Source organism: Roseateles oligotrophus (assembly GCF_025717515.1).
In the GTDB taxonomy this organism is placed as follows: Bacteria; Pseudomonadota; Gammaproteobacteria; order Burkholderiales; family Burkholderiaceae_C; genus Paucibacter_A; species Paucibacter_A oligotrophus.
Genome location: NZ_JAJIRN010000006.1, coordinates 179,985 through 196,626, shown reverse-complemented (window position 1 = coordinate 196,626; position 16,642 = coordinate 179,985). Strand labels below are relative to the sequence as shown.

Below are 16,642 nucleotides of genomic sequence, written 5' to 3'. Positions count from 1 at the left end.
TTTGAACAATAGGTAAGCACAATATGAGCATGAAAAAAACCGACCTCGACCGCCTTGCCGGCATCAAGCTTGATGGCCAGATGAGGGGCGCGCCGGTGTTGGGCCGCTTCGGCCAGGGCGCCGCTCAGCTGGTTGATCGCAAGGAGCAGCGTCGCTTGGACAGCGCGGCCGGCCTGGTGCCATTTGCTTGCAAACTGCCGTCCGATTTGACCCAGACCCTGCGTGAGCGTGCGGCGGCGCATGCCGGCGGCATCAATGGCCTGGTGGCCGAATTGCTGTTGAAGGGCTTGGCCTGATTTTTTCAGGCCTTCGGCCATGGGGTGAATAGCCTCATGGCATGATGTGAACGCGGCGTCCGTCAAGGGCGCTTTTCCTCATGTGCGTGCCGTATCAACCCATCGGCGGCATAGTTTTTTTGTCAGCGCCCGTTTGTTGGCGCATTCGAAAGAAAAAGTTTTTGCCATGAAACGACTCCTTGTCTCCTTGCTCGCTGCGGCTCTGTTGCCCGCTTTTGCTCAGACCGCTGGTACCGCCAAGGTCGACCCGAAGAACAACAAGGTCAGCAATCCGGTGGTTGAAAAGCCCAAGGCCAAGCTGATGACGCGCGACGAACTGCGTGCCTGCATGGACCAGGCCGACTTCAATAACAGCGAAGCCGTAGCGATCAAGGCCGATCAGGTCGCCTACAACGACAACGCGACCGCTTTGAAGGCCGAGAAGGCCGAGTTGCAAAAAGGCGAAGAGGCCGGTGCGGCCGGCACGGCCACTCTGAAAAAGGAGCGTGACGGCATTCTGCAGATGTTCGAGGAAATCAAGGCCGCGGCACCCAAGCTTGAGAAGGCCGAGCTTGACGAGCGCAACAAGGCCTACCAGGCCCGCGCCGCCGCCTTCGATGCCAGCGTGACCACGCTCAATGAAGGCATCAAGGCCAACTTGGAAAAGCGCAAGGCCTTCGCGGACAAGGTGGATGCCTTCAACGCCAGCTTCAAGGCACTCGAAGCTCGCCAAGAGGCGCATTTCGACAAGGCGGACGCTTGGAAGTCCGAGTGCAGCAAGAAGGCCTACGACGAAGCGGATGAAAAGGCGATCAAGAAGGAACGCGCGGCCGCTCAACCCAAGTAAATCGATTGAGGCAGGGCGGAGAAGCCTTGTTTGATCTGGATTGCCCCCATGCGGCGCCAGGCCTTGACCAGGCCGGCGCCGTTTTCATTTGTTTCGGACCACCCACCGACGCGGGAACACAAGATGAATCAGCTCACCAGCAACCCACTCTTGCAAGACTGGAACACGCCCTACGGCTTGCCGCCCTTTGCCGCGATTGAGACCGCCCATTTTGCGCCGGCCTTTGATGCCGCATTGCTGCAGCATAAGGCCGAACTCGACGCCATCGCGGAGCAGGCCGAGGCGCCGACCTTTGCCAACACCTTGGCAAGCTTCGATAGCAGCGGCCGCCTATTGACGCGTCTGGAGACGGTCTTCTACGCCCTGGCGGCTTCGGCCACATCGCCCGACCTGCAGGCGGTGCAGCGCGCAATGGCCGCTCCGCTGGCCGCGCATAACAACGCCGTCTATATGCATCAGGCCTTGTTCAAGCGCGTGGATGCGCTGTATCAAGAGCGCCAAGCCTTGGGCCTGCAGGCGCAAGAGCTGCGCTTGTTGGAGCGCGTGCATCTGGACTTTGTGCGGGCAGGTGCCAAGTTGCTCGGCGCCGCGCAGACTCGCTATGCGCAAGTGATGGAGCGCCTGGCCGAATTGAATACCCAGTTCGGACAAAACGTATTGGCCGAGGAAAGCGCTTACCGATTGGTGCTCAACGGTGAGGCCGACTTGACCGGCTTGCCCGACTTTGTGCGCGCCAGTGCCGCGCAAGCGGCGACCGAGAGAGGCCTTGCCGGCTCCCATGTGATCACGCTGTCGCGTTCCCACATCGTCCCCTTCCTGACCTTCAGCGAGCGCCGCGACCTGCGCGAGCAAGCCTGGCGCGCCTGGACCAGCCGTGGTCAAACCGACGGTCCCACGGACAACCGCGCCATCGCGCAAGAAATTCTCACCCTGCGTAAGGAGCAAGCCCGACTGCATGGGCATGCCTGTTTTTCCGATTACGCGCTGGCCGACACGATGGCCGGCACGCGTGCGGCCGTCACCGGTCTGCTGGACAAGGTCTGGCAGCCGGCCTTGGCCGCCGCCGAGGGTGAGCGCGAGGCCTTGCAGGCGATGATGCTCAGCCTGGGCCATGAGTTTGCGCTGGAGGCCTGGGATTGGCGCTTTTATTCCGAGAAGGTGCGGCTCGCCCGCTACGACCTGCAAGAGGCCGAGGTCAAGCCTTATTTCCAGCTCGACGCCATGGTCGCGGCCGCCTTTGACTGCGCCAAGCGCTTGTTCGGCCTGAACTTTGTGGCCAAGCCTGAGGTGGCCGGCTACCACCCGGACGTCAAGGTCTACGAGGTGCAAAACGGCGATGGCACCGTTCGCGGTCTGTTCCTGCAGGACAACTTTGCCCGCACGACCAAACGCAGCGGAGCCTGGATGAATGCGCTGCGCTGGCAGGCGCGCAATGGTCGCGCTGGCATTGATCAACTGCCCATCATTCAAAACAATAACAACTTCGCCAAGGGCGCGCCGGGCCAGCCGACGCTGCTCAGTTTTGACGACGCGCGCACGCTCTTCCACGAGTTTGGCCATGGCCTGCATGGGCTGCTGTCTGACGTTGAGTTTGAGCGGCTCTCGGGTACGCAGGTGCTGCGCGATTTTGTCGAACTGCCCTCGCAAATCTTCGAGCATTGGATGAGCGAGCCCGAAGTCTTGAAAAAGCATGCTCGCCATTACCAGACCGGCGAGGTCATCCCCGACGCGCTATTGGCCAAGCTGAAGGCGGCCGAGTTGTTCAACCAGGGTTACGAGACGGTGCGTTACACCGCCAGCGCCTTGGTCGATCTGGCGATCCATTCGCTGACCGACGAGACCGCGCCCGATGTGGTCGAGTTCGAGGCCAAGACGATGGCGGCCTATGGTTTGCCGGCCGCCATCGGCATGAATCACCGGCTGACGCATTTCCAGCATTTGTTCTCGGGCTCCAGTTATGCCTCGGGCTATTACGTTTATATGTGGGCCGAGGTGCTGGACTGTGACGCTTTCGATGCCTTTGTCGAGGCCGGCAGTGCCTTCGATACCAAGGTCGCGGCGCGTCTGCGCGAATGCATTTTGCAGACGGGCAGTAGCGTCGAGCCGGGCGCGGCGTTTCGGGCCTTTCGAGGACGGGATGCGGCGGTGGAGCCGATGCTCAGAAGTCGTGGTCTGCTGCCGGTAATTTGAAAGACAAAACCCACTTCGCGGTGGGTTCTCTTGGCTCAATTAGGCCTCGGTCAATGCGGCTTGCGTTTCCAGCAGGCCGCAGCCAGGCCGATGGCAACCAGGGCCAGACTGGCGGGTTCGGGGACGTCATTGCCGCCGCCAGATCCACCCGTTCCGCCACCGCCGCCACCGGAACCACCCGTTCCGCCGCCGCCACCTCCGCCACCACCACTGCCTGATTGGGCGTCATGCGAGAAGGGCGCAAAGTCATCGACGCCTATCGTGGTCGAACAAGTCGCCTTGCCCTTGCACTTTTGAACCGTTGAGTTGTAGAGGTCGAAGTGAAGATTCATGGTGGGGCTGAGTAGCCCGACATCGACGTCAAACGCGGCCCAGTACAAGGCGCCCACACCATTTGTATTGAATGACACACCGCCCAAGCTGGCATTGTCTTGAACGTTGACCGAACTCGCCTTGTTATCGGCATTGAAGTTGAACTTGAACTCGCTGAAATAGGTGTCGAAGATGCTGTGCGATTGGAGTTCACCTCCCGCGCCCTCGATCGCACCCAGTGGCGGGCTGCCGTAGGTCATATCGCCGGTGGCGTTGTAGCTGCTGCCGGCGTATTTGAAAGAGCCGAGATTCGCTGCGGTCTTGACTTGTGGGGCCAGGGCTGCCGAGACAAAGTAGTCGCCGTCCGATAGCGCCGTGTCGTCACCTGGATTAAGAAAGGCGTAGAGCTTGAATGTGGATGCGGGGGCAATCGACGTTTGGGTTCCCAGGTCATAACTGGCGCCGAGAATGCCCAGTTGCAGGGTTGGCAGTGCCGTGGCGGCACCGCAGGCCAGGGTTGCTAAAACGGCCAAGGAAACCTGCCGCAGTCGAGATTGCTTGATGAGGTTCATGATGATCTCCTATGAGTTTCTTTAATAGTCCCAACACTTCAAACAGATCAAATAAAGGCCACAAAGACCCGCCACGCCAGCCCGTGCAATTCAGCGATGGCGTGCCTCGTGCCCCTTACTTGCTTACCGATACCGAGCTACTGGATTTGTTGCCTGCCGCGTCCTGAGCCAGGGCCTGGATGACGTGGCCGCCCGCGGTCGCTTTGCGTGTGTTCCAGCTATAGCTGAGGCTTGCGCCATTGCCACTGGCGACTTGCACACCGTCGATCAACAGCGTTTGCTTGATGCCGGCGGCGCCGGCGTCATCGCTTGCACTGGTCGAAATGCTGACGCTACCCGAGACGACACTGCCGGCTTTTGGGTTGCCGATGGAAATACTGGGGGGCGAGGTGTCGGGCGGCACGGTATTGGCCACGTTGACACTGACGGTGGCGGAGCTGGCCGAGTTGCCGGCGGCATCAAACGCGACAGCCGCCAAGGTGTTCATGCCGTTGGCTTGTTTGCTGGAGTCCCAGCTGAAGCCAAACGGCGCGACCGTGTCGGTCGCCACCGTTGCGCCATTGACGCGCAATTCCACCTTGGTGACCCCGACGTTATCGCTGGCGACCACGTCCACCGCGACCATGCCGCTGACGCTGCTGCTGGCCAAGGGCGCGCTGATGGTTGCGCTGGGTGCCTGGGTGTCGGCGGCGATTGCGCTCAAGCTGGCTTGCACCGCAGCGGCAGCGTTGACGCGGCCGTAACCGTAGAGCGGGTCGCGGCCGGCCGTACCGAGGTCGGTGGCGCTGGAGAACAGCAGGCTCTCGACTTGGCCGCTGCCCAGGCTCGGTTTGGCCGACATCATCAAGCCGACCACGCCGGCCACGACCGGGCTGGCCAGCGATGTGCCCCACCAAGCCTGATAACTTCCGCCCCGCACGGTGGTCCAGATGTCTTGCCCCGGCGCGGCGAGGCTGACCGCGGCGCCGTAGCTGGACCAGGAGGTCTTGGTGTCCGTGCTGTCGGTGGCCGACACGATGATCATGGTCGTGGTCGGAGCGATCATCTCGTCGATGCCGTTATTGCCGGCCGCGACGATCACCAAGCCGCCCTTGCTCTTCATGTATTGAGCCGCGCTTTGTACAGCCGCACTGCCGCCTGCGGCGTAGCTGATATTGGCGACCCTGGCGCCGTTGTCTGCCGCCCAATTGATGCCCTGAGCAATCGTGCTGAAGTAGGCATAGGCATTGGCGTCGGCAATGCGTACCGGCATGATGCGGGCTTGGCCCGCCGTGCCGGCCACACCGGTGCCGTTGTTCAGCGTCGCGGCAGCCGCGCCGGCCACTGCCGTGCCATGCCCATTGACATCGGCGGCATTGGCGTTGTTGTCCAAAAAGTTCCAACCCGCCACCATGCGTGCGCTGAGATCGGGGTGGCTGCCGTCCACGCCGCTGTCCAAGATCGCGATCGTGATGCCAGCGCCTTGGGCGCTGTCCCATGCGCTGCTGCTGCCTATTTTGCTCAGATGCCACTGGCTGCCGGCATAGGGGTCATTGACCGCGAACGAGGGCGCAAGGCGACGGTCCAGTTCGGCGAATTTGAGTTGAGGGTGCTTGCCGAGCAGGTCGGCGATGGCTTTCTCCGAGCCCACCGGCACGGTGGCAATGTGTAAATCGCCGCGCCCGATGCGGCTCGCCCGGCCGGCGTATTTGCTCAATAGCTTGCTCATCTCGGCATCGGACACGCCAGCGCGTGCGCCAATCAAGAGCCTGCCGGGGGCGTGTACCAGCGGAGCGGGTGCGGCAGCCGTGGGCTCCAGATCGATCGCTTGCGATGGGTCCAAAGCGTCTGATCGGTTGGCCGCCAGGGCGGTGGCGTCATTGGCCAAGCCGCTTCGGCTCATGCGTGCGAAGTGATGACCGTTGATGGTGATCAGCACGCAATAGCCGCCTTCGCAGTAGCTCAGCGCAAGCTCCCGAGTACTTTCGCTCCATTGCTCGCGGCTGGGTTGACTGCAGCTGCTGCCGACACCGGCTTGCAAGCCGCTGATCAGATCGCCGTAGTGTTGCTTGCCGATGATGGCGTCACGCTGGATGGCCACCACTTCGTCAAACTGGTGCTCCTCGATGCGGCGTTTGAGGCGCTCTCGGAGTTCGATGGGGATGTCTTGAAAGCGTTCGACGAGCGGCGCCAATGGGCCCTCGAAGGCGGCTTGGCTGGACGGGTGCCAGTCACAAGTCCCGGTCGTAGCGGCCATGCCGGCTGCCAGAGCAATAGCTGTCAAAGCCATAGCGAACCATCCAATCCAGATCGATACGCCGCGGCCTCTTGCGAGTCTCAACGTTCGTTTGCTTTGTAGCAACTCCCTGAACTTGGCTTCAGTATGTCGCCAGTGCAATCGCTTTGACTAGATTGGCAATCCCCTTGATTAGGGGGGGTGAGGGGGTGAATTAATGGTTCTTTACAAAAGGATGGCAAAGCCAGGAAAGTGAGGGCAGGGCTAATGCGTCACAGCAAAGAAGGCATCCAGCCCGCTCAAAAAAGCCTTGAAGTCGATTGGTTTTGTCCAGTAGTCGAGAAAGCCGGCCGCCTTGGCTCGGTTGATGTCTTCGGACATTGCGTTGGCCGATAAGGCGATGCAGGGGATGGCCGCAGTGACGGGGTTGGCGCGCAGTTGTTCAATCACCTGGTAGCCGTCAAGGTCGGGCAACTGCATATCCAGCAGGATCAACTCAGGCAGCATGCTGCGGGCGCGGGCGATGCCGCTTGCGCCGTCAATTTCACAGATCAGACTGAAGTACGGGCGGGTTGCCACCAGTTCTTCAACCACCAAGACGTTGACCGGGTTGTCTTCGATGTAGAGCAGGCGCCCGCCACGAGGTTTGGCGACAATGCTTGCGGCCTCAATGCAAATGGCTGGTGCGCTAGGGTTTGAACTTGACATGTCCAGAGTCTAGAGGGGGCTTGGTGGGTCTGACCTCAGAGCTGCGAAATTTGCTTGAATAAATTCTTTGGTATACGAGAAGCTTGACTTTCAAGACGGGCGCCCCAAATAAGCAGGTCAAGCCAAAAAGGAATGACGATCTGATGCCTGCTCCACAGAAATTTGCCCTGGTGACCGGCGCCGGTTCTGGCGTTGGCCGCGCTTGCGCGCTGGCTTTGATCGAGGCCGGCTACTCGGTGGCGCTGGTCGGCCGGCGCCTAGAGGCGCTGCAGCAAACAGCGGCCGCAGCCATTGCGCCAGAGCGGGCTTTTGCCTGGGCCGCCGATGTGACGCAGCCCGAGGCGGTGGCGGCCTTGTTCGAGCGGGTGCGCGCCGAGTTCGGCCGGCTTGATCTCTTGTTCAATAACGCCGGCATCGGCGCGCCGGCTGTGGCCGTTGATGAGTTGACCTTCGAGCAATGGCGGGCGGTGATTGACGTCAACTTGAGTGCGAGTTTCTTGTGCGCCCAAGCCGCCTTCAAGCTGATGAAGAGGCAGTCACCGCGCGGCGGGCGCATCATCAATAACGGCTCGGTCTCCGCCCATGCGCCGCGCCCCAACTCCGCGCCCTACACGGCCAGCAAGCACGCCATTACCGGCCTGACCAAGGCGCTGTCGCTGGATGGCCGCGCGTTTGACATCGCTTGCGGGCAGTTGGATATCGGCAATGCCTTGACCGAGATGGCGATGCCGATGACGGTGGGTGTGCGCCAGGCCAATGGCAGCGTCGAGGCGGAGGCGACAATGGACGTCGAACATGCGGCCAGCGCTTTGCTTTATATGGCCGGCCTGCCCTTGTCGGCCAATGTGCAGTTCATGACGGTGATGGCCACCAAGATGCCCTTCATAGGCCGTGGCTGATTGACCCCGCCCAGTCTTCCCGAAAGAGAGTCGAATTTTGTTGTCTGCCTTGATACGTTTCATCACCCGCGTGATCTTCACGCTGGCTACCTTGGTGTTGGTGCTGTGCCTGATGGGCGTGGCCGTGGTCACGATGATCGGCTTGCTGATCTGGAGCCTGCTGCGCGGGCGCAAGCCGGTGTTTGACACCTCGGGCTTCGCCCGTGCGCGCAACTACCGTGCCGGCCAGCGCGGCGCAGCGCCCAAGCCCATGGGCGAGGTGATCGACGTTGAGGTGCGCGAAGTGTCCGAAAAGCTGCCGCCGCAAACCTGAATTAGCTTTTCTTTTTTTTACCAGCGCTTGCTGGTCAGCTCGGCCAGAATCTCGCCGTAAATCCGGTAACGCGAGGCGCTGATCAGCCCGGCCTCGACCGCGTCGCGGACGCCGCAGCCGGGTTCATGCTGGTGGGTGCAGTTGTAAAAGCGGCAGTTGCCGGCATGCTTGCGCAGGTCGGGCATCAAGAGCGGCAACTGCATAGGTTCGACCTGCTTGACGCCGAATTCCTGAAAGCCCGGTGAGTCGATCAAGGCGGTTTGGCGTTCGGCATCGACCCAGTACCACTGCGTCGTGGTGGTGGTGTGGCGGCCCGAATTCAGCGCCACCGAAATCTCGCCGACCTGCGCCTTGGCGTCCGGGATCAGCAGATTGATCAGCGTGCTTTTGCCGGTGCCGCTGGGGCCCATCACAAAGGTCTTCTTGCCGGCCAGCCAGGGCGTTAGCAGCGCGGCGGAGCCTTCACGGTCGGCCGTCAGCGCCAACTCCATCATCGGCAGCTCCATCGCCCGGTAGGGCGCCAACCGTTCTCGCGCGGAAGGCGTGCCGGGCAGGTCGATCTTGTTGAGCGCGATGGTGGTCGAGATGTCGGCGGCCTCGGCCGCGATCAAGGCCCGGCACAGCTGGGTTTCGCTGAAGACCGGCTCGACGCCGACCAAGATCAAGAGCTGATCGACATTGGCGGCAAAGCTCTTGGTCTTCCACTCATCCTGGCGAAACAACAGGTTGCGGCGCGGCTCGACCGCCTCGACCACGCCTTCGTCGCTGCCGGACGGCGCCCAGCGCACCAAGTCGCCGACCACGCAGTCACTCTTTTTGCCGCGCGGGTGGCAGACCCGGCGCAGGCCGTCCTGGCTTTCGACGATGTAGTGGCGGCCATGGCCGCGCACCACCAGGCCGATGTCAAGGTGGTCGAAGCGGCTCACGCCGTGCCTTCCGGCAGCGCCGAAATCTGCGCGGCGCAGATGAAGTCATTGCTGGTCAAGCCCTTGGCCGTGTGGGTGCTGAAGCTCAAGGCACAGGCGTCAAACGAGACCTGCATCTCGGGGTGATGGTCCTGGCCATGGGCGATTTCGGCCACCGCGTTGACGAAGGCCATGGTTTGGTAGAAGTTGTGAAACTCAAACCGGCACTCGATCGCCGAGCCACTGGCCGCTAGCTTCCAGCCGGGGACTTGCGCCAACCAGGCGGGCAAGTCGGCGGCGGCCAGCGCTTCGCGCTGCGGGGAACATTGGGCGATCAATAGGTTCATCGATGAAGTCATATCAGTGGGCTGCCTGAGGAGCTTGCGGGCCAGCCAGGATGGCTCCCAAACGCTCGGTGGCTGGGGGGTGCGAGTAGTAGAAACGGGCGAAAACCGGGTCGGGCGTCAAGGTGCCGGCATTGTCCTCATGCAGCTTGAGCAGGGCCGAGGCCAGATCGGCGCCGCGTGCATGGGCGCAGGCATAAGCATCGGCCTGAAACTCGTCGCGGCGCGACATCAGGCTGCTCAAGGGCGTAAAGAAAAACGCGAACACCGGGACCACCATCATGAAGAGCAAGAGCGCCAAGGCGTCATTGGGCGCGGCCATATTGGGCTGCACCGCGAAGGCCAAATAGAAGCCGCTCTGGCTAGCCAGCCAGCCCAGCAAGGCGAAGCCGGCCAGGCTGATCGCAAACATCGTCAGCATGCGCTTGAGCACATGCTTGTGCTTGAAGTGGCCCAACTCATGCGCCAGCACCGCTTCGACCTCGGGGCCATTCAGGCGGTTCAGCAAGGTGTCAAAAAACACCACCCTTTTGGCCGGCCCGAAGCCGGTGAAATAGGCATTGCCGTGCGAAGAGCGGCGGCTGCCGTCCATCACGAACAGGCCCTTGGCGGCAAAACCGCAGCGCGCCATCAAGGCCTCGACGCGGCTCTTGAGCGCTTCGTCCGGCAGCGGCTCGAACTTGTTGAAGAGCGGCGCGATCACGGTCGGGTAGAGCACCAGAATCAAAAGGTTGAAACCCATCCAACTGGCCCAGGCCCACAACCACCAATTGGCGCCGGCCGCACCCATCAGCCACAGAATCAGCGCGGCAATCGGCAGGCCGATCACGGCGCCGACCAGCGCGCCCTTGAGCGCGTCGTTGACGTACATCTTCCACGTCATGCGGTTGAAGCCGAAGCGCTGCTCGATGCGAAAAGTATCGTAGAGCTCCCAGGGCAGGTCGAGCATTGCGCCGATCACGACAAAGGCGAGCAGGAGGCCGAGCTGATAGGCCATCGCGCCGAAGCGAGTGAAGGTCGCGTCATAGACCCAGGCGTTGAGCGCGTCGAGGCCGCCGAGCAGGGTCCAAGCCAGCAGCAAGGCGCTGCTGAAGGCCAGATTCAGGAGCCCGAAGCGGCTGCGTGCGACCGTGTAGTCGGCCGCTTTTTGATGGGCGTCCAAGGGCATGGTGCCGGCAAAACTCGCCGGCACTTGGCTGCGATGCTGGACCACATGGCGGACCTGCCGGCTGCTGAGCCAGAACTTGAGGGCCAGAGACAAAAGCATCGCCAGCGCGAAGGCCAGGCTCAAGGCGCCTGGCTGAACAGGGGGTAAATAGCTTGCAAACATGGGGCGAAGTGTAGGGCTGCGACAATGCCGCCGATTCAAGAACGCTAGAAAGCACTCCTTCATGACCACCGAATCCTCCGCAAGCCCTGTGCTGGCCAGCAACGAACAGAACCTGATCTGGATTGATCTGGAGATGACCGGGCTCTACCCGGACAGCGACCGCATCATCGAGATCGCCGTCGTTGTGACCGACGCCAACTTGAACGTCAAGGTCGAAGGCCCGGTGTTCGCCATTCATCAAAGCGACGAGACGCTGGACAAGATGGACGCTTGGAACAAGGGCACGCATGGCAAGAGCGGGCTGATCGACCGGGTCAAGGCTTCGACCATTACCGAGGACGAAGCGGTGGCGCAGACGATTGCCTTCTTGAAACAATATGTGCCGGCGGGCAAGTCGCCGATGTGCGGCAACAGCATCTGCCAGGACCGTCGCTTCCTGGCCAATTACATGCCCAAGCTGGAGTCCTTCTTCCATTACCGCAACCTGGATGTGTCGACGCTGAAGGAGCTGGCCAAGCGCTGGAAGCCCGGCATCACAGCCGGTTTCAAGAAGGCGCAGGCGCACACGGCGCTGGCCGATATTCACGAGTCGATCGATGAATTGGCCTATTACCGTGAGCATTTTTTGAGCCTTTGAACCTCGTCTGCTTGTGAGGCCATCCGCCGTGCCTTTGGATCAAGTCTGGGCCGCGTTTGACTTCCCTCGCCATCCGCTGGCGCGTGAAGACGGCGAGCGGGTGCGCGGCGCTTTTTATTGCCCGCCCGAGCGGTGGCTGCGCGCGCATAGCGCGGCCGAATTGCGCGATGTCATCGACGCTGCCCATCAGGCCAGCCGCGATGGCGCCTGGGTCTTGGGCGGTCTGCGCTATGAGGCGGCGGGCGCCTTGGACGCCGCCCTGGTCGGGCAGGAAAGCGGCTTGGCCTTGGCCGAGTTTGCCGTGTTTACCTCGGCCCCCGAGGCTTGGCCCGAAGCCTTGCCGGCTGGACGGTTGAGCACGGCCTGGGTCGATGTTCAGACCGATGCGGCCGAGTGTGAGCAGGTCGAACGCATCCGAGAATGGATACGTTGCGGCGATTGCTACCAAGTCAACCTAACGACCCGGCTGCAGGCCCATCTGCCGACAGGGGTGAGCCTGGCCGAGCTGTTCTTGGCCTTGCACCGGGTGCAGCCGGGCGGCTTCTCGCTGTTTTTGCGCGGCTTGGACAATGGCCTGGGCGTCGCCAGCGTGTCGCCCGAGTTATTCTTCGATTGGCGGCCGGTCCCGGACGCCGAGCGCAGCTGGCTGCTGGCGGCGCAGCCGATGAAGGGCACCACGCCGCGAGGCCATGACAAGGCCGCAGACGAAGCCGCGCAGGCCTATTTGCGCACCAGCGAAAAAGAGCGCGCCGAGAACCTGATGATCGTCGACCTCTTGCGCAATGACATGAGCCGAGTCGCCACACTCGGTTCGGTGCGGGTGCCGCGCTTGTTCGAGTTGCTGGCCTTGCCGACGGTTTGGCAGATGACCTCCACCATCACCGCCGTCAGTCGGCCCAAGCTGCGGCTTTCCGATGTGTTTGCGGCGCTATTCCCCTGCGGCTCGGTAACCGGTGCGCCCAAAGTGCGGGCCATGCAGATCATCAAGGCCTTGGAGCCGGCGCCGCGCGGCTGGTATTGCGGTGCTCTGGGTTTGATGCAGCCGGGCGGGGTGGTCAGCTTCAATGTGCCGATCCGCACGGTTGAGGCGTCGGGGCATGGTTTGACGGCCGGCGTGGGCAGCGCCATCACGCTGGATTCAGACGCCGCGGCCGAAGTGGCCGAATGGCGCGCCAAGAGCCGGTTTTTGCTGCGTGCGCAAGCGCCGATCGCGGCGCTGGAGACGCTGCGCTTGCAGGACGGTGCATGCGTCAGGCTGGCCGGTCATTTGGCCAGGCTGCAGCGCACCGCGCAATATTTTGGGCTCAAGTTGAACCTGAACGAGGTGCGAGAGAGGCTCGGGGAGCTGAGCAGCAGCAAGCGCCAAGGGGCTTGGCGCCTGCGCCTGACAGTCGAATCCGACGGTCGCATTGGCAGCGAATGCAGCCCCTTGGCCGACACGCCGCAGCCCGTGATGCTGGCCTTAGCCGATACTGCGATCGATACCGAGGGCGCCGAGGCCGAATTTATTCGGCACAAAACCACAAGGCGCGAGCTGTACGAAGCGTTTTTCAAGGCCAAGCCGCCGCAGGCCTTTGATGCCTTGCTCTGGAATCGGGCGCAGGAACTGACCGAATGCACGTTTGGCAATATCGCCTTGCGGATTGACGGGCAGTGGCTGACGCCGCGTTTGCAGGCCGGGCTTTTGCCCGGCGTCTACCGCGAAGAATTGTTGCAACTTGGGCGCGTGCGAGAGGCCAGGCTTTTGAAAACCGACCTCGAACGCGCCGAAGAAATTGTTTTTTTTAATAGCCTGCGCGGCTGGTGTCAAGCCAGCTTGTTGCCTGGCTCCGGTGGGGCTTTGTCCTCCACCTAACTCATCAAATACTCTTATGGCCATCGCCCCTAAAACGCGCAGCAAGACCAGCGCCAAGACCGTCATTGCCGCCAGTTCCGTCAAGCCCGCAGCAGCAGTCAGCAAGCCCGTTGTGGCTGCAAAGCCCGCAAAAGCAGCGAAGGCACCGGCTGCCGCCAAGGCCGTCGTTAAAAAGACCGCAGTTAAAAAAGCTGCAGTCAAAGCCGAAACGAAACCGGTGGCGGCGAAGAAGACCGTGGCGGCCAAGAAGGCGAGCAAGCCCGTCGAAGTCGCCAAACCGGTGCCGGCGAAGAAGGCCGCGGCCAAGCCGCCAAGCGATGTAACAAGCAAGACGGCAAGCAAGACGACAAGCAAAAAAGTGGTCAAGCCCATCGAGGCCGTGCTTGCAGCGGCAGTTGTCGCGCCGGCCGCCAAGCCTGTAGTGAAACCAGCGGCCAAGCGGAGCAGCAAGCCCGCCGAAGAAGTTACCAAGAAAGCCCTTGTCAAAAAAGCGTCGCCCAAGCTAGTCGCCGTTCCGGATCTGGCGCGAAGCGTCGAACCGGTGGTGCCGGTGCCGGTGAGCAAGGCCAAGCCAAAGCCAGCTCCAAAGCAAGTGGTGCCGGTGGCCGTTAAGCCGGTTGAGCCGCTTGTTGCCGCCAAGAAGCCCGTGAAGAAGTCGGCCGAACCGGTGAAGGCGAAGGCCAAGGCCGTCGCCCCGCCGGCCAAGACAGCCAAGAGTTCGACCGGACGAAGCAAACCGGTCGCAAAACCGGTTGCACTGCCAGTGGCGCCTGCCGCTCCACCCGCCATTCCAAAGCCGCCTGCAAAGTTCGCGCTGCAGCGCCCCAACGCTGCCGCCGCAGGCGTCTTCGGCGACTATGTCGTTGCCGAGTTGGCTGGCGAGCAGACATGGGCGGTGTCGGTGCGCGGCACCAGTCTGAGCGACTGCCGCTGCAGCTGTGCCGATTTCCGCTTTGGTGAGCGCGGCAGCTGTGAGCATGTGGAATTCGCCCTGGGGAGTTTGTTGGACAGCCCGCAGCAGCGCGCGGCGCTCGAGCAAGGCCTGCGCGCGGATTACAGCGAGGTCTTGATGGGTTACGGGGCCGCACGCTATCTGCGCTGGCGTCAGGGGCAGCTGTGCCCAATGGAGTTGGCGCGTGAGGCGCAGGCCTTGCTGGATGAGCGCGGCCGCCTGCCTGCCGACGATGCCGATGCCGTGGGTCGACTGACCGGCCTGCTGCAAATGGCGACGGAGCTTGGGGCTGAGGTTCGCGTCGAAGCCGGCGTGTGGGAGCAGGTGGCGCTTGGCCGCGATGCCCGCCAGCGCGTGCAAGGCCTGGCGCAAGCCTACCCGCAAGGGCTGGAGAGCCCAGCCTTGCGCGGTCTGCTGAAGCTGCCGCTGCCGCTTTACCAATTGGAGTCGGCCTTGTTTGCCGCTTGCGCAGGGCGCGCGCTGGTGGCCGACGATCTGGGTCTGGGGCTGTACGCGCCGGCCTATGCTGCGGCCGAATTGTTTGCCCGTCATTTCGGCGTCGAGCGGGTCTTGGTCTTGTGCGCCGAGTCCGCGCAGACGCGCTGGCTCGGCGAGGCGCGGATCCTCAGTCATGCCTCGGCTCAAATGATTTGGGGTGATGCCGGCACGCGCCAGTCGCAATGCCAAAGTTTGGGGCAGGGCGGGCTTGAGATCAAGATCGCGTCCCTGTCCTCGTTGAGGCAAGACTTGACCCTGTTGCAGGGTTTCGCGCCCGAGCTGATCGTGGTGGATGAGGCCGCGCGCTTGGACGCGGATGCGTTGGCGCTGTTGCGCAGGCTGGACAAGGGTTTCTTGCTGATGCTCAGCGGGCAGGTGCTGGATGAGCAGCCGCAGCAATTGCTGGCGCTGGTGGAGTTGCTGGATCGCCATCGCAATGGGCCCTGGGAGCGCTTCCTGAGTCGCCATGTGCGGCGCAGCGGCCAGGCGATGCATTTCTATGCCTTAGAGCGCTTGGATCAGACGCTGGAGCGGGTGATGTTCAGCCGCAGCCGCGCCGAGCTGCAGCCGACCTTGCCGGTGGCCTTGGTGCAATTGCGTGCCGTGCCCCTGACGTCACAGCAATCGCTGTTGCAGCAGCCCTTGCTGGCTGACTTGCGGCGTGCCGTGGCGCGCTGGCAGCGCAGCGCCTATGTGTCGGAGAGCGAGTTGCTGCATTTGCAGCAGACCTTGCAGCATTTGCGCCGTTTGGCCATCAGCCCGCAGTTGCTCGCGCCTGAGGTGGGCGTAGCCGACGCGCCGAAGTTGACCGCCGTGGCCGCGCTAACGCGTGAATTGCTTGGTGCGGCGGCGGAGCATCTGTTGGTGTTCTGTCAATGGGACGATGCCCTGAGCTTGCTGGCCGCGCGCTTGCAGGCCGGCGGCACGGCTTTTGTGCAGTTGCATGCCGAGCAGACGCTTGCGCAGCGCATTGAGCTGGTGCGGCAATGGCGCGATGACTCGGCCCGCGCGGTCTTGCTCTGCAGCGATAGGGCGGCACTCGGCCTCGATCTGCAGATCGAGCGCGCCGCCCTGGTCAACCTTGAGCTGCCTTGGGGCGAAGCGCTGCTGGAGCAGCGGCTTGTTTGTCTGGCCGACGAGCATTCGCGCGGCCTGCCACTGATTCAGTTGCTCGCGCAGACCGGCCTGGAGCAGGCGATGTTGCAAGCGCTTGACGGCGTGGCCGACTTGCCGGCGGGCAGCCTGGACGGTGATGCGAGTCGGCAATTGCTGCTCGGCGACGAGCCGAGTCGCTTCATGCAAGCCTTGACGGCTTTGTGTAGCGTTTTGACCGACTGAACCGGCTTCTCGGTCATCGAAGCGGCCCGGTGTGATTTTTCGCACGCACCAGGCCCCTTCGATGTCGATCTTGGCGGAAGTTCATTCCGTGAAAACCCTAGTGTGCTATAGTCGCAGTCTTGCTTCGGTGATTACCGCTGCATTTCGTACGTCTCCTCTGACCTCCGTTCAGGCCACTGCCCAATTCGATCAAATTTGATCTAAGCGATTGCGTGCAGTGACACCGGCACACCTTTATCGGTGACGCCAGTGCACCCCTCCAGGGTGAAGCGCTGAACACCCTTCGGGTTCGGTCGGCGGCGATGCCGTCGCTTTGACTGTTCCCCCGGCGCCGCACCTGGCACCTTACGGCATGCTTTTGCCGTCTCCCAAGACCCGGTGCACGACGCGAGCTTTCTCCCAGCGACTTTACTGGCTTGATGCGCAAAATTTTGCTGTGCATCAGGTGCGTG

General features: G+C 62.4%; 14 protein-coding genes. 8 read left to right on the top strand and 6 right to left on the bottom strand.

Features of this window, described 5'->3' with window-relative positions; genetic code table 11:
- Positions 1-23 precede the first annotated feature (23 nt).
- The 3 genes from LNV07_RS14300 to LNV07_RS14290 all read left to right on the top strand — a co-directional run bounded on the left by LNV07_RS14300 (position 24) and on the right by LNV07_RS14290 (position 3,312).
- Positions 24-296: a hypothetical protein gene (locus LNV07_RS14300; protein ID WP_263571840.1), complete on the top strand. Its 273-nt coding sequence runs from the start codon at positions 24-26 to the stop codon at positions 294-296.
- Between the two features lie 166 nt (positions 297-462).
- Positions 463-1,122, top strand: a complete 660-nt coding sequence (locus LNV07_RS14295; RefSeq protein WP_263571839.1) for a hypothetical protein — start codon at positions 463-465, stop codon at positions 1,120-1,122.
- 123 nt (positions 1,123-1,245) lie between these two features.
- Entirely contained in the window at positions 1,246-3,312 is a 2,067-nt protein-coding gene (locus LNV07_RS14290) for a M3 family metallopeptidase (RefSeq protein WP_263571838.1), read from the top strand.
- Positions 3,313-3,362: 50 nt separating this feature from the next.
- On the opposite strand, the gene LNV07_RS14285 is transcribed toward LNV07_RS14290, so the two are convergent.
- The 3 genes from LNV07_RS14285 to LNV07_RS14275 all read right to left on the bottom strand — a co-directional run bounded on the left by LNV07_RS14285 (position 3,363) and on the right by LNV07_RS14275 (position 7,119).
- The gene (locus LNV07_RS14285) at positions 3,363-4,196 is read right to left on the bottom strand and encodes a choice-of-anchor N protein (RefSeq protein ID WP_263571837.1); all 834 of its coding nucleotides are present in this window, start codon (positions 4,194-4,196) and stop codon (positions 3,363-3,365) included.
- 115 nt (positions 4,197-4,311) lie between these two features.
- Positions 4,312-6,465 (bottom strand): MHFG family PEP-CTERM protein, encoded by a 2,154-nt coding sequence (locus tag LNV07_RS14280; protein WP_263571836.1) that lies wholly within the window; start codon positions 6,463-6,465, stop codon positions 4,312-4,314.
- Between the two features lie 210 nt (positions 6,466-6,675).
- Positions 6,676-7,119: a response regulator gene (locus LNV07_RS14275; protein ID WP_263571835.1), complete on the bottom strand. Its 444-nt coding sequence runs from the start codon at positions 7,117-7,119 to the stop codon at positions 6,676-6,678.
- A 143-nt stretch (positions 7,120-7,262) separates the two neighbouring features.
- Here LNV07_RS14275 and LNV07_RS14270 point away from each other — a divergent pair, with 143 nt between their 5' ends.
- A complete protein-coding gene (locus tag LNV07_RS14270; protein WP_263571834.1) occupies positions 7,263-8,018 on the top strand; it encodes an SDR family oxidoreductase in 756 nt (251 codons plus the stop codon).
- A 40-nt stretch (positions 8,019-8,058) separates the two neighbouring features.
- Positions 8,059-8,331: a hypothetical protein gene (locus LNV07_RS14265; RefSeq protein WP_263571833.1), complete on the top strand. Its 273-nt coding sequence runs from the start codon at positions 8,059-8,061 to the stop codon at positions 8,329-8,331.
- A 17-nt stretch (positions 8,332-8,348) separates the two neighbouring features.
- Here LNV07_RS14265 and rsgA read toward each other — a convergent pair whose 3' ends face one another.
- From rsgA to LNV07_RS14250, 3 genes are read right to left on the bottom strand one after another with little or no spacing between them, the layout of a single operon-like run.
- A complete protein-coding gene (gene rsgA / locus LNV07_RS14260; protein WP_263571832.1) occupies positions 8,349-9,257 on the bottom strand; it encodes a ribosome small subunit-dependent GTPase A in 909 nt (302 codons plus the stop codon).
- Complete coding sequence (locus LNV07_RS14255) at positions 9,254-9,583, bottom strand: 4a-hydroxytetrahydrobiopterin dehydratase (RefSeq protein ID WP_263571831.1); 330 nt, start codon at positions 9,581-9,583, stop codon at positions 9,254-9,256. Before LNV07_RS14255 ends, rsgA begins: the two co-directional genes overlap by 4 nt.
- A 13-nt stretch (positions 9,584-9,596) precedes the next feature.
- The gene (locus tag LNV07_RS14250) at positions 9,597-10,910 is read right to left on the bottom strand and encodes a M48 family metallopeptidase (protein WP_263571830.1); all 1,314 of its coding nucleotides are present in this window, start codon (positions 10,908-10,910) and stop codon (positions 9,597-9,599) included.
- Between the two features lie 61 nt (positions 10,911-10,971).
- On the opposite strand from LNV07_RS14250, the gene orn reads away from it, so the two are divergent.
- Genes orn through LNV07_RS14235 form a run of 3 tightly spaced genes read left to right on the top strand, consistent with a single transcriptional unit; the run spans position 10,972 to position 16,190 of the window.
- On the top strand, positions 10,972-11,547 hold the full coding sequence (gene orn, locus LNV07_RS14245; protein WP_263571829.1) for an oligoribonuclease: 576 nt from the start codon (positions 10,972-10,974) through the stop codon (positions 11,545-11,547).
- 28 nt (positions 11,548-11,575) lie between these two features.
- Complete coding sequence (locus tag LNV07_RS14240) at positions 11,576-13,402, top strand: chorismate-binding protein (protein WP_263571828.1); 1,827 nt, start codon at positions 11,576-11,578, stop codon at positions 13,400-13,402.
- A gap of 16 nt (positions 13,403-13,418) precedes the next feature.
- Entirely contained in the window at positions 13,419-16,190 is a 2,772-nt protein-coding gene (locus LNV07_RS14235) for an SNF2-related protein (protein ID WP_263571827.1), read from the top strand.
- The last annotated feature ends 452 nt before the right edge of the window (positions 16,191-16,642 follow it).

Excerpts from the sequence above, each read along its gene's own strand:
- LNV07_RS14285 (WP_263571837.1), bottom strand. The coding sequence starts at position 4,196 with ATGAACCTCATCAAGCAATCTCGACTGCGGCAGGTTTCCTTGGCCGTT.
- LNV07_RS14235 (WP_263571827.1), top strand. The coding sequence starts at position 13,419 with ATGGCCATCGCCCCTAAAACGCGCAGCAAGACCAGCGCCAAGACCGTC.
- LNV07_RS14295 (WP_263571839.1), top strand. The coding sequence starts at position 463 with ATGAAACGACTCCTTGTCTCCTTGCTCGCTGCGGCTCTGTTGCCCGCT.
- LNV07_RS14275 (WP_263571835.1), bottom strand. The coding sequence starts at position 7,119 with ATGTCAAGTTCAAACCCTAGCGCACCAGCCATTTGCATTGAGGCCGCA.
- orn (WP_263571829.1), top strand. The coding sequence starts at position 10,972 with ATGACCACCGAATCCTCCGCAAGCCCTGTGCTGGCCAGCAACGAACAG.
- LNV07_RS14270 (WP_263571834.1), top strand. The coding sequence starts at position 7,263 with ATGCCTGCTCCACAGAAATTTGCCCTGGTGACCGGCGCCGGTTCTGGC.
- LNV07_RS14280 (WP_263571836.1), bottom strand. The coding sequence starts at position 6,465 with ATGGCTTTGACAGCTATTGCTCTGGCAGCCGGCATGGCCGCTACGACC.
- LNV07_RS14290 (WP_263571838.1), top strand. The coding sequence starts at position 1,246 with ATGAATCAGCTCACCAGCAACCCACTCTTGCAAGACTGGAACACGCCC.
- LNV07_RS14255 (WP_263571831.1), bottom strand. The coding sequence starts at position 9,583 with ATGAACCTATTGATCGCCCAATGTTCCCCGCAGCGCGAAGCGCTGGCC.
- LNV07_RS14250 (WP_263571830.1), bottom strand. The coding sequence starts at position 10,910 with ATGTTTGCAAGCTATTTACCCCCTGTTCAGCCAGGCGCCTTGAGCCTG.
- LNV07_RS14300 (WP_263571840.1), top strand. The coding sequence starts at position 24 with ATGAGCATGAAAAAAACCGACCTCGACCGCCTTGCCGGCATCAAGCTT.